The organism is Haemophilus parainfluenzae (assembly GCF_036288925.1).
Taxonomy (GTDB): Bacteria; Pseudomonadota; Gammaproteobacteria; order Enterobacterales; family Pasteurellaceae; genus Haemophilus_D.
The window spans coordinates 1,525,045-1,537,238 of record NZ_CP127167.1; the positions used below are offsets into that span (position 1 = coordinate 1,525,045).

The following is a 12,194-nucleotide window of genomic DNA, read 5'->3' on the forward strand; positions in this document are numbered from 1 at the left end:
GATTAGCGAAGAAATTACTTTACAAGTTTTATAGGACGTACCATGACAACCCATGTTTTTTTCTATTTACTCAATGAGCGTTTCGTCGAAAACGATGAACAAGTGCCAGAGCAAGCAAAACAGGTGATGTATTACTCTTTGGCGATTGGTCACCATGTTGGCGTAATTGATTGTTTTAAAAAATTACTGGTTTGCGATTACGATGCTTATCAACGTTTTGTAGATAGCTTTCCAGAAGGGGATGCTAAACGTAAATTTGCCGGCTTAATACGATTCGGTGAAATCGTGATTGATTCTAGCCATGTCAATTTATTGGCGAAAGCGATGGATGAAAATAAAGCAAATTTCACCCCAGAACATCAAGAGTGGGTCGAAATTCTGATGAATACGTTAGCATCAATTCAGCGTGAACCTGTGATGTATATTATGGTGAAACGTCGTGACGAATAATGTGATCTTAACCGTTGGCAACAGCATGATGGGGGATGACGGTGCTGGCCCTTATCTCTATCAGCTATTGAATGAAAATCCATTGCCAAATTGGACCGCACTTGACGGTGGCTCAGCACCGGAAAATGTTGCACATATTGTGCGAGGCATGAAACCTGATTTGCTTTTAATTTTCGATGCGGCTGATATGGAATTAGCACCGGGCAAAATCCGAATCATTGAAAAAGAGAGCATTGCGGAAATGTTTTTCATGAGTACGCATAATATGCCGCTCAATTATCTCATCGAGCAACTGGAACAAGATATTAAACAAATTGTTTTTGTTGGGCTTCAACCCGATCTGGTTTCCTTTGGTTTTCCAATGACAGAAAGCGTAAAAGAGTCTGTGCAATTTATGTATGATTTTTTAAAAGAGGGAAGATCGCTTGAAGAGATTCCTGTTTTGTAAAAAAGTGAGGGTGATTTTCTAAACATATTTTAAAAATATTACGAAAACCTGTTTTATATCAATAAATCCATGTTTTTTATAAGACTATAAGTTGATTTTGGGTGTAATATATACCCAGAATTAATTATTCTAATTCTATCTCTAACCTCGTGTTGTATCTAAAATAAGGACGTTACTATGGCTATTAAAAAAGTAATTACCGTATGTCCGTATTGTGCCTCAGGTTGTAAAATCCATCTTTTGGTGGAAAACAACAAAATTGTGGGAGCTGAAGGTGCAAACGGCAAGACAAACGAAGGGGAGTTATGCCTAAAAGGATATTATGGCTGGGATTTTGTGCATGATACAAAAATCCTGACTCCTCGCCTGACTCAACCGATGATCCGCTACAAACGTGGCGAACCATTCACACCAGTGAGCTGGGAAGAAGCGATTTCTTACACAGCAAAACGTCTCAGTGAAATCAAAGAAAAGTACGGTAACGAATCTATTATGGTAACGGGCTCTTCCCGTGGACCAGGTAACGAAGTGAACTTCGTTATGCAAAAATTCGCCCGTGCGGTATTAGGAAATAACAACATTGACTGTTGTGCGCGCGTGTGACACGGCCCTTCTGTAACAGGTCTGCTCAAATCGGTCGGTAACGGCGCAATGTCCAACTCAATTGTTGAGATTGAAGATACCAAATGCGTATTTATTTTTGGCTATAATGCCTCCACTTCACATCCTATTGTGGCGCGTCGGATTAACCACGCCAAAGCAAAAGGGGCGAAAGTGATTGTTTGTGACCCTCGTAAAATCGAAACAGCCCGTATTGCGGATATTTATGCACCGCTTGCTAACGGGTCTAACGTGGCATTCTTGAATGCGATGATGAATGTGATTTTAGAAGAAGGATTACAAGATCAAACATTTATTGATGAACACACCGAAAACTTCGATGCGTTCTATGAAACCGTGAAAGCTTATACACCGGAATCCACTCAACACATCACCGGTATTGAGCCTGAAATGTTGCGTGAAATTGCCCGCACTTATGCGAAAGCGGAAACCGCTACTATCTTATGGGGTATGGGCGTTTGCCAATTCCGTCAAGGTGTAGAAACCGTACGTGCATTAGCAAGCTTGGCAATGCTTACCGGTAACTTAGGTAAACCAAATGTTGGGGTGAACCCAGTACGTGGTCAAAACAACGTACAGGGTGCATGCGATATGGGGGCGTTATTCAACACATTACCTGGCTATCAAAGTTTTGCTAATCCAGAGATTAATGCAAAATTTGCGAAAGCTTGGGGCGTGCCATCTATTCCAACCAAACCTGGTGTGCCGTTGAGTGAAGTGCCTGAAGCGATCATGGAAGATAAAATTAAAGCATTCTATATCATGGGTGAAGATACATTACAAACTGAGCCTGATATTAATGCGGTTAAAAAAGCCTTCGAGAAAGTTGAGCTTCTTATTGTTCAAGATATCTTCATGACTCAAACCGCAGCAGAAGCAGATATTTTATTACCTGCGACTTCTTGTGCTGAGCATGAAGGGGTGTATAGTGCCGCCGACCGTGGTTTCCAACGTTTCTATAAAGCGGTTGAACCAACCGGCGATGTTAAGGATGACTGGGTGATCATTAGCGAAATTGCTACGGCAATGGGCTACCCAATGCACTATAACAATACCAAAGAAATTTGGGATGAGTTACGTGATCTTTGTCCACTTTATAAAGGGGCAACTTACGAAAAAATGGAAGGTATGGGCTATATCCAATGGCCATGTACTGACGAAGGTCCTGAAGATCAAGGTACAACATACTTGTATAAAGGCCAAATCTTCGACCGTCCGAATGGCAAAGCTGAGTTCTTTGCTTGTGATTGGGAGCCACCGATGGAAGAGCTTTCTGAAGAATTCCCATTAGTACTCTCTACCGTGCGTGAAGTTGGTCACTATTCTTGCCGTTCAATGACTGGTAACTGCCGCGCTCTAGCTGCACTAGCGGATGAGCCGGGATTCGTACAAATGAATGATCAAGATGCCAAAGAATTAGGTATTAAAAATAATGACTTGGTTTGGATTGCTTCTCCGCGTGGTAAAGTGATTTCTCGCGCGGATGTGAGCACTCGTACTAACAAAGGCGCTTGTTATATGACCTATCAATGGTGGATCGGTAAATGTAACGAATTAACCGCTGAACATTTGAACCCGGGTTCTAGAACGCCGGAATACAAATATAGCGCGGTTCGTATTGAGAAAATTGAAGACCAAGCCTGGGCTGAACGCTATGTGGTCACTGAATACGCGAAATTAAAAAATCGCTTAAAAGAAACCGCACTTGTGGCTTAATTAGTGTCATAAATGAATGACGGGCGAACTTAAATGGTTCGCCCGTTTTTTATTCAATTATTTTCTCATGATTATGAACGCATTTAGCCATCATTATCTGTGGCTAAAGACAAACAGGAATCGGCGAGCGTTTCACTAAAGTGTAAATCATGCGAGGCAATAAGCATTGGTAACTGTAACTCGCGTAAAAGTGCGGTCAGTTTGGCAATATTTTTTACATCCAGTCCATTGGTTGGTTCATCAAGTAATAATACTTTGGGTTGCATCGCTAGCACGCCAGCCAGTGCAGTAAAATTCTGTTCACCACCAGATAGGGTATTCACGGAACGATCTTTTAATCCAACAATATTCAGACGTTCCAGTTGTTGCAAGGCAATTTGATAGGCTTCATCTCTGTTCAATCCTTGATTAAGTGGACCAAAGGCCACATCATCAAATACGGTTGGACCGAAAAGTTGATCGCCTGCATGTTGGAAACAGATACCAATCTTTCCACGTAACGGTACAAAATCTTTTTCTTGACGGCAGGTGTTATCGAACCAGCGAATCTCACCTTGTTGGTAAGGTATAAACCCTAATAGGCTATGTAATAGCGTTGATTTCCCACAACCAATATCGCCTTGTAAAAAAAGACGATGACCTTCAGGGAGCTCAAAAGAAAGGTTATCAATAATCACACGTTGGTCGCGCATGATCTGTAATTGTTTGACTTCGAGGACGTTCATCAAGATTTATCCTGTGTTTTTTTCACATCATGCAGCTGAAAGCCACGTGCTTTTAGCGCCATTTCTGTTTTTTCTGCTTTAACGAGAGCATGAATTAATAATAATGCCACGCGTTGTGATGCAATGAATAAGGTTCTGCTGTTAAGTTTTGGCTGGTATCCGCGTGCGCGCATTGCCATATCCATTTTTTTATGTACATCACCGAGTACAGAAATATAACGTACGGTTAGAACAAATAGGTGAAGTAGTTTTTCGGGCAATGGTAAACGACATAATGCTTGTAATAAAAGGCTCTTGTTCATATCAATTAACAAGAGGCGAGTTAAACTTAAAATCAAATTGAAGCGTAGCGTGATGAGCCGTGCGAGCTGAATACCCATTGGATTTAATACTAAACCTTGCTCGGTGATTTTCCAACTTAAGGTCAACCAAACAAGCAAAGTGAAAAAATTCAGTTTTAGCCAATATTTGAAATAACCGGCAAGGGATTTTTGATAACGTATTAGCGCAATAAGTAACCCGCTGAATACGATCAGATTAAGGATAATAAGCGTTGAAATATGTGTCATTGTGCTGACGATAAGTCCACACAAAAACACATAAATTAATCGTAAGTGCGGTTGAAAAATAGCAAGAAAATTCATTTCACTACACTGAGCGCTGTTGGATACATTTTGTTTAACAATAAGACCACCCCGACGCTGACGATACTGTCGACAATAAACACGGGAATATGTGATATCACCAGAAGCATAATTAGATCGCTGTAGGCTTTACCGCCATCTAGAGCCAAGACTAAAGAAGCGAGCAAGGCTGAACCGCCAACGCCGATCACGCCAGCTCCAATTCCTGCAGTAATTTGAGTGCGACGGGAATTGTCATTTTCAAGCCTTTTTGCAAATAGCCAATGTACAAGAAGGGCTGGTAATGCCATTACGCATAAATTGACACCTAATACGGCAAATCCCCCGAAGGAAAATAGCAGGGCTTGTAATACCAATGCGATTAAAAAAGCAGGGAAAACAGCCCAGCCGAGAAACAGGCCGGCCATGCCGTTTAAGATGAGATGCACGCTACCAATACCAACCGGTACATGAATGGTACCCGCAACAAAAAAAGCAGCAGCAAACAATGCTGTTAGCGGTAATTGCTGCGAATTGAGGCGTTTCAGGCCAATCATTACGCAGACTAATGCGACAGCTGCACCACCAAGCAATACGGGTGTATGCAACACACCTTCCGATAAATGCATATTATCTTTCCTTAGATTGCGACGCACGCGTCATCTTTGAGGCTCTAATCAATGCCCATAAGCCAAAAATACCAACAATATAACCGATACCACCAATAATATCGTGCAGGTAAATTTTGTCTTTTAATTTAGAAATATCTTCGCGAACCAACATCAATGCATTGTTACTGTTATTAGTGGTTTGTGCAGATACTCTGTTGGCAACAATTGAGGCTCGATGTCCTTCTTCACCTTCTATCACCACTTTAATGGCACCTTCGGTAGTCGTATTGATCGGATAGGCAAATTGCCCATCGCGATCCGTTTTGCCTTCCAATAGAGGAGAGTCCTGGCCTGCTTGCAAAATTTCCATATAAGTTTCTGCCGCAGGGGTCATATCGGAATAATAGGCTTTACCAGAGACTGTGCGTCCATCATATTGTGCAAAAACATGCAAACTATGAGCCAATGCTGATGGTGCGCACAGCCAGGTGAAAAGTGCGGTTAAAAATATAACTCTTTTCATTATTTTGCATCAAAAGTCAGCATATATTCAACACTGCGCTCGGTATAGTCAGGGTTTTCTTTAACTGGCTCGTCAAATTCAGCCCAAACTTTGTTATAACCCGCTTTAGGGGTGAATTGTGCGATACCTTTTTCATTGGTTAAGTTGAATGGGTGATCTTCGCCTAACCCCACTTTGATGCCTTGCACAGGTTTACCTTTTACTAACACGAGAATATCGAGTGGTTGTCCCGCTTTCGGTTCACTTTGAGGGATTAATTCATAATCCATATTGTGTGATTTATTTGCTTGCGTATCCCAGTGTAAAATGGCTTTACCGAATTTGATTGGATTAACACTGCGTACAGCTTCAGGTGCCTGTTGTTTGGTTTTTTCGACATATTTACCGCTAGGTAATTTTGACCAAACACCATTATCAAAGCGAATAAAAGCGATGGCTGCATCTGGTGCAGCAAAGTGTGCTTCGCCTTCCTTAAAGTTTACAGTGGCATTTTGCAATTGGCCCTTAGCATCGAGTAGGCGTACCACTTTTAATTTGCTTTGAGGATAGGTTTCAGTTTCCTCATGACCAAATTTAACCACATATTGCCCTTTTGCATCCTTAGCAGGCTCCAACCAAACATTATGTGCATTAGCAAGTGAAGCACCGAATAGTGCGGTAATAAACAATGCTGTTTTTTTCATGGAAGTTCTCCTTTTCTAACATGTGAATACTATGATAAAGTATAAAATATGAAGTAACTTCAGAGTCAAGTGTAATTTTATAAAAATGAAAATTGGTCAACTAGCCAATATCGTTGGCTGTACGGTGGAGGCCGTACGTTTCTATGAAAAGCAAGGATTAATCGAACCCGCCAAACGAACGAGCGGTAATTTTCGTGTTTATACGGAAGAGCATTTGAAACAACTTTCTTTTATTTGTTATTGCCGCAGTTTGGATATTTCACTAAAAGAAATCAAAATGTTGCTGAATCCGCAATGTGCCACTCAAGAGCAGGAAAGGGAAATCAATGAGCTGCTAGATCGACATATTCGAGAAGTATCAAAACGGATCCATGAATTAGCTCACTTGAGACTTCGCTTAATTCAGCTCAAAGGTAAATGTAGTCACTTTGAGCAAAATAATGATTTAATGAACACTTTATTGCAGCACAGTGGCATTAATTTTGTGCCGTTGAAATAAAGTATAATGCCAACACGGGTGAATATTGAAACTCAGAAAATGAATAGTAAAAAGAGCAGAATTAAAACATACTGCTTTTTATCCTAAGGAGAAAATCATGCACGAAATGTCCCTCTGTCAGAACATGATGGAAATTATTGAACAGCAACAGAAAAAGCATAACATCCATGAAGTGACAGATATCTGGCTAGAAATTGGAGCACTGTCTTGTGTCGAGCAAAGTGCGGTTGAATTTTGCTTTGAAATTATGCGTAAAGATACTGTTGCTGAAAATTGCCAATTACATTTTATTCATTTACCCGCGATAGCATGGTGCTGGCAATGTCAAAAGGAAGTAGAGATTGAGGCCTATCAGGATTGCTGTCCACATTGTCACAGTGCATGTTTACAACGTCGAAGCGGCACAGAATTTAGAGTGAAAGAAATTGCCGTAAAATAGCAGAGTATTTTAATTGGTTAGAATGTCGTCTGACTTTTGAATATAAAACCCGCTAACTGATTGATAGTATGTGTTTATCTCTCTTCAAAGAATATATTTAACATTGAGAATATGGTATTCTAACACACATGAATTAGCATAGATTCTAAGCATTTACAGAATAAACGAAAAATTATTGAGGTGACTTATGTGTACAACCTGTGGCTGTGGCCATCCAGACCAAGTCAGAATCGGTGAATTACCGCATGTTCATCATGATTCCAATGCGCAACATGCGACAAAACTACCTAATTTTTCTCACTCCTCCTTCCGCATGCCAGACACGCCGCAACAAGAAGAAACACAGCAACGATTACTGAAAGTAGAACAAGATATTCTTGGTGCCAACAATCAATTAGCCGATATGAATCGTCGTTTTTTTGCGAATCAGCATATTTTGGCACTTAATCTTGTTTCAAGTCCTGGTTCAGGCAAAACAACCTTATTGACGACTACGTTAAATGCATTAAAAAATGACTATCCTTGTTATGTGATCGAGGGCGATCAACAAACAGAAAACGATGCGGATCGTATTCGTCAAACCGGTGTGCCAGCAATTCAAGTTAATACGGGTAAAGGTTGTCATTTAGATGCACAAATGATTGGTAATGCATTGGTGAAATTGCAGCCACAGGAAAATAGTCTGATGTTTATTGAAAATGTCGGAAACCTAGTCTGCCCATCAGAATTTGATTTAGGTGAGCATGCCAAAGTAGTGATTTTATCTGTAACAGAAGGTGAAGATAAACCACTCAAATATCCACATATGTTTGCGGCTTCTAAGTTAATGATTTTAAACAAAGTGGATTTACTGCCGTACTTAAATTTCGATGTGGAAAAATGTATTGCTTATGCGAAACAAGTGAATCCAACAATTGAGGTTATCCAGTTGTCTTCTCAAAGTGGAGAAGGATTACAGCAATGGCTAGACTGGTTAAAAGCGCAAGAACGATAGGAGCATCAAATGCAGTTTGTTGATGAATTTCGTGATCCTGAACTGGCTAAAAGTCTGTTGCAGCGATTACAAAAAATAATGGAAAAACAACCGCACTTTACGCCAGAAAATCCGTTATATCTGATGGAGGTCTGCGGCGGACATACTCATACCATTTTTAAATTTGGGCTTGATCGTTTATTACCGAAAAGTATCGAATTTATTCACGGTCCAGGCTGCCCAGTATGTGTCTTACCGATGGGGCGAATTGATGTCTGTATTGAGATTGCTCGTCGTCCAGAAGTCATTTTCTGTACTTTCGGTGATGCGATGCGAGTGCGCGGACGTTTAGGCTCATTATTAGAAGCCAAAGCTCAGGGCGCGGATGTTCGTATCGTTTATTCACCGCTCGATGCATTGAATATCGCATCAAATAATCCAGACAAAAAAGTCGTATTCTTTTCACTCGGTTTTGAAACGACGATGCCAAGTGCCGCGATTACCTTGCAACAAGCGAAAAAACAGCAGTTAAAAAACTTTTTTGTGGTATGCCAAAATATTACTATCATCCCGACATTACACAGCTTATTGTCGCAAGGACAAGTAAAAATTGACGGCTTTATTGCGCCCGGTCATGTCAGCATGGTGATTGGTTCTGAACCTTACCAAGAATTGTGTGACACCTATCATAAGCCTTTTGTGATCACTGGTTTTGAACCTTTAGATATCCTACAAGCAATTTTAATGTTGGTAACACAGATTGCTGAACAACGCTGTGAAGTGGAAAACCAGTATAAACGCATTGTGCACCAACATGGCAATCTGTTGGCTCAACAGGCAATAAGCGAAGTATTCCGCTTGAAAGCCAGCAGCGAATGGCGTGGATTGGGCGAAATTGCCGAATCGGGTGTAGAACTGACAGATGATTATCAATGCTTTGATGCAGAAGCTCATTTTGCTTGTCAGCCACATCAAGTTGCAGATGATCCTGACTCTCGCTGCGGTGATGTATTAATCGGTAAATGCAAGCCGGCGGATTGCCCATTATTTGCTAAAAAATGTAATCCAGACAATGCTTATGGTGCGTTGATGGTGTCTTCCGAAGGGGCATGTGCGGCCTATTATCAATACAGACGAGAATAAAACAATGACTGATTTTATTACAATGGCACACGGAAATGGTGGTGCCACAATGCAAGAGTTGATCCGCGATTATTTTGTCGAGGCATTTGATAACCCAATACTTTCACAAGGCGAAGATCAGGCTCGCATTGCTTTACAAGAGTTGAATGCTTTAGGTGGGACTCTGTCATTTTCTACCGATAGCTTTGTGATTGATCCGATTTTTTTCCCTGGTGGTGATATCGGCAAATTGGCTGTATGTGGTACAGCTAACGATGTAGCGGTATGTGGTGCTGTACCAAAATATTTATCCTGTGGTTTCATTTTGGAAGAAGGTTTACCACTAGAAACTTTAAAAAAATTGATTCAATCCATGGCAAAAGCCTGCCAGTCAGCCGGTATTCAAGTGGTAACCGGTGATACCAAAGTGGTACAAAAAGGCGCGATAGATAAAGTGTTTATCAATACGGCAGGCATTGGTGTGATTCCAAACGGACTTGACTGGGGCGTACATCGCATTCAACCAGGTGATCAGATTATCGTGAGTGGTACTTTGGGTGATCATGGTGCAACCATTTTGAATTTACGCGAAAATCTCGGTATTCAAACAGATTTATGCAGTGATTGTGCCGTGCTTGCCCCGCTTATTGATTGTATTCGTCCGATTGAAGGGGTTAAAGCTGTACGCGATGCAACTCGTGGTGGTGTGAATGCGGTACTTCATGAATTTGCACAGGCACAGAAAGTGGGGATTCAAATTGATGAAACGATTTTACCGATTCGTCAGGAAGTACGCGGTATTTGCGAATTACTCGGTTTGGATGCATTAAATTTTGCTAATGAAGGTAAATTGGTGATTGTGGTGGATAAAGAAAAAACAGCAGAAATTCTGACCGCACTTCGTCGCCATCCATTAGGTGAAAATGCGACCGTAATCGGCGAGGTAACGACTGATGGCAAAGTTCGTGCTGTTGGTCTTTTCGGTCAAAGTCGTTTATTAGACTTACCACGCAACGAACCTTTACCACGAATTTGTTAAGCAAAAACCGGTTTAATTTAAAATTAAACCGGTTTTAGTTTATCAATTGATATATAGAGAAGAGTGATTATTTTTTCCAAATAACGTGGAATTCACGATCTTCTTCTCGGTGTGAAATTAAGAATTTTGCAAACACATCATCCATTTCATCTTTCTCATTCACTAACCCTACCCAAACTTCAGCAAAAGCGTCAGGATCGATTAACACCCCAATTTCTTGTTCCCAATCGTCTGCTGTTTCGACAAACTCGACAGCTCCACGATCTTCAAATTGCAGATTGAATAGCATAATATCAGCGGGATCGAGATTTTCACCTGCCATCTCTAAGAAAATATCATAAGCAAGATCAATCGCTGCATCGGGATCGAGTTTTTGAATATCAGTTGTCATTGGGTTTTCCTTCATTAAGTCAATTGTGCGTATGATACCGCAAGAAATACAAAACAAAAAGTGCGGTCAAATTGATCTGACCCCAAAAAGTTAGACTGTTATTTAAAGGATTGTTTTCGATATTGTATCGGACTCAGTCCTTTTAATTTTAGTTGAATCCGTCGATGATTATAGTAATCCAAATAATCTCTGACAGCATCAACTATCTCTTCTTTTGTTTTAAATTCCCGACCATAAAAACATTCCGTTTTTAATCGCCCAAAGAAACTTTCCATTGCGGCATTGTCCAAGCAATTCCCTTTTCTCGACATACTTTGAATGATGCCATGTTCAGCTAAAATTCGACGATAAGCTACCATTTGATATTGCCATCCCTGGTCTGAATGTAAAATGACACCACAAGCTTTATTTAATCCTTTGACGGCTTGCATTAACATGTCCTCTACTTGCGCCCAATTTGGGGAATAGCTGAGATTATAGGAGACTATCTCATTGTTAAATAAGTCTAAAATTGGAGATAAATAGACTTTACTCCCATCTTTCGCCTTAAACTCGGTGATATCTGTCACCCATTTTTGTTTCGGGGCCGTTGCACTAAAATCGCGTTCAAGATGATTCGGTGCAATTACCCCTATCGTGCCTCGATAGGTGGTAAATTTCTTGCTTTTTCTTGACCGCACTTGAAGCCCAAGTGTCTGCATTAAACGTTGAACTTTTTTATGATTCACGCCTGGCAAGCTGGCATGAACACGTCGGTAGCCATAATCAGGATGATTGGCTTTGATGCGTTTAATGGCCTTTTTCAGCTCCTCATCCTTATCCGGTTTAATCTGAAGTTTCGCAAAAAACGTACTACGCGCTAACTGTGCAAAGCCTAAAAGCCATTTTAACGGATAGCGTGTTCTTAACCTTTGGATAATTTCCGTTGCTCGGCTTCGTCCTGAAGTCTGAGCCTTCTCAACTCCTTTAGGTAGGCTACCTCCGCTTCAAGCTGTAAAATTCTCAGGCGTAAACGGTCTTCTTCAGTTTTGGGTGGCGGTGGCATTCTGGCATATTTAGGTTTCATAGGCGGTCGTCCTGATGGTTTACGGGGAATAAGTCCCTTTATGCCACTTTTTTCAAACCGTTTCAACCATGTCCCGACTAGGGCGTTGGAAGGAATATTGTAAAAACGAGCTGCTTCTCTAATACTCATTTTTCCATTCAAAATAGGTTGAAGAATTTGTAATTTAAATTCGATTGTGTAGTGTTTACCCATAAAAAATCTGCACCTCAATTGTTGGTTTGTTGAGTCCAACTTTTGGGGTGCAGATCAAATTTATCATTATTTT

The 12,194-nt window shown here is 40.8% G+C and carries 16 protein-coding genes; 8 read left to right on the top strand and 8 right to left on the bottom strand.

The window, feature by feature from the left end:
• Positions 1-42 precede the first annotated feature (42 nt).
• From hycH to fdhF, 3 genes are all read left to right on the top strand, one after another.
• Positions 43-450 carry a formate hydrogenlyase maturation HycH family protein gene (hycH, locus tag QQS40_RS07765; protein WP_329504681.1) on the top strand — a complete coding sequence of 136 codons (408 nt, stop codon included), beginning with the start codon at positions 43-45 and terminating at the stop codon, positions 448-450.
• Positions 451-475: 25 nt separating this feature from the next.
• Positions 476-898 carry a hydrogenase maturation peptidase HycI gene (hycI, locus tag QQS40_RS07770; protein ID WP_420485564.1) on the top strand — a complete coding sequence of 141 codons (423 nt, stop codon included), beginning with the start codon at positions 476-478 and terminating at the stop codon, positions 896-898.
• A gap of 177 nt (positions 899-1,075) precedes the next feature.
• A complete protein-coding gene (gene fdhF, locus QQS40_RS07775; protein WP_521705706.1) occupies positions 1,076-3,235 on the top strand; it encodes a formate dehydrogenase subunit alpha in 2,160 nt (719 codons plus the stop codon).
• A gap of 83 nt (positions 3,236-3,318) precedes the next feature.
• Here the strand turns inward: fdhF and QQS40_RS07780 are convergent, their stop codons facing one another.
• From QQS40_RS07780 to QQS40_RS07800, 5 genes are read right to left on the bottom strand one after another with little or no spacing between them, the layout of a single operon-like run.
• Positions 3,319-3,960, bottom strand: a complete 642-nt coding sequence (locus QQS40_RS07780) for an energy-coupling factor ABC transporter ATP-binding protein (protein ID WP_049357449.1) — start codon at positions 3,958-3,960, stop codon at positions 3,319-3,321.
• Positions 3,960-4,604: an energy-coupling factor transporter transmembrane component T family protein gene (locus tag QQS40_RS07785; RefSeq protein WP_289902061.1), complete on the bottom strand. Its 645-nt coding sequence runs from the start codon at positions 4,602-4,604 to the stop codon at positions 3,960-3,962. The genes QQS40_RS07780 and QQS40_RS07785 overlap by 1 nt, the downstream gene beginning before the upstream one ends.
• Positions 4,601-5,212, bottom strand: a complete 612-nt coding sequence (gene cbiM / locus QQS40_RS07790) for a cobalt transporter CbiM (protein ID WP_289902062.1) — start codon at positions 5,210-5,212, stop codon at positions 4,601-4,603. Before cbiM ends, QQS40_RS07785 begins: the two co-directional genes overlap by 4 nt.
• A 1-nt stretch (position 5,213) precedes the next feature.
• Positions 5,214-5,717, bottom strand: a complete 504-nt coding sequence (locus tag QQS40_RS07795; RefSeq protein ID WP_289902063.1) for an HI_1622 family ECF transport-associated protein — start codon at positions 5,715-5,717, stop codon at positions 5,214-5,216.
• Positions 5,717-6,400 (bottom strand): DUF4198 domain-containing protein, encoded by a 684-nt coding sequence (locus QQS40_RS07800; protein ID WP_289902064.1) that lies wholly within the window; start codon positions 6,398-6,400, stop codon positions 5,717-5,719. The genes QQS40_RS07795 and QQS40_RS07800 overlap by 1 nt, the downstream gene beginning before the upstream one ends.
• A gap of 85 nt (positions 6,401-6,485) precedes the next feature.
• On the opposite strand from QQS40_RS07800, the gene QQS40_RS07805 reads away from it, so the two are divergent.
• The 5 genes from QQS40_RS07805 to hypE all read left to right on the top strand — a co-directional run bounded on the left by QQS40_RS07805 (position 6,486) and on the right by hypE (position 10,472).
• Positions 6,486-6,899 carry a MerR family transcriptional regulator gene (locus QQS40_RS07805; protein WP_128787424.1) on the top strand — a complete coding sequence of 138 codons (414 nt, stop codon included), beginning with the start codon at positions 6,486-6,488 and terminating at the stop codon, positions 6,897-6,899.
• 97 nt (positions 6,900-6,996) lie between these two features.
• Positions 6,997-7,338, top strand: coding sequence for a hydrogenase maturation nickel metallochaperone HypA (gene hypA, locus QQS40_RS07810; protein WP_289902065.1), 342 nt, complete (start codon positions 6,997-6,999; stop codon positions 7,336-7,338).
• Between the two features lie 187 nt (positions 7,339-7,525).
• Entirely contained in the window at positions 7,526-8,332 is an 807-nt protein-coding gene (hypB, locus tag QQS40_RS07815; RefSeq protein WP_070590768.1) for a hydrogenase nickel incorporation protein HypB, read from the top strand.
• Between the two features lie 9 nt (positions 8,333-8,341).
• Complete coding sequence (hypD, locus tag QQS40_RS07820) at positions 8,342-9,454, top strand: hydrogenase formation protein HypD (RefSeq protein ID WP_289902066.1); 1,113 nt, start codon at positions 8,342-8,344, stop codon at positions 9,452-9,454.
• 4 nt (positions 9,455-9,458) lie between these two features.
• The gene (gene hypE / locus QQS40_RS07825) at positions 9,459-10,472 is read left to right on the top strand and encodes a hydrogenase expression/formation protein HypE (protein WP_289902067.1); all 1,014 of its coding nucleotides are present in this window, start codon (positions 9,459-9,461) and stop codon (positions 10,470-10,472) included.
• Between the two features lie 67 nt (positions 10,473-10,539).
• On the opposite strand, the gene QQS40_RS07830 is transcribed toward hypE, so the two are convergent.
• The 3 genes from QQS40_RS07830 to QQS40_RS07840 form a co-directional block, all read right to left on the bottom strand.
• The gene (locus QQS40_RS07830; RefSeq protein WP_049357433.1) at positions 10,540-10,863 is read right to left on the bottom strand and encodes an HI1450 family dsDNA-mimic protein; all 324 of its coding nucleotides are present in this window, start codon (positions 10,861-10,863) and stop codon (positions 10,540-10,542) included.
• A 98-nt stretch (positions 10,864-10,961) separates the two neighbouring features.
• The gene (locus tag QQS40_RS07835; protein WP_128787665.1) at positions 10,962-11,783 is read right to left on the bottom strand and encodes an IS3 family transposase; all 822 of its coding nucleotides are present in this window, start codon (positions 11,781-11,783) and stop codon (positions 10,962-10,964) included.
• A complete protein-coding gene (locus QQS40_RS07840; RefSeq protein WP_128787400.1) occupies positions 11,768-12,121 on the bottom strand; it encodes a helix-turn-helix domain-containing protein in 354 nt (117 codons plus the stop codon). The genes QQS40_RS07835 and QQS40_RS07840 overlap by 16 nt, the downstream gene beginning before the upstream one ends.
• Positions 12,122-12,194: the final 73 nt, after the last annotated feature.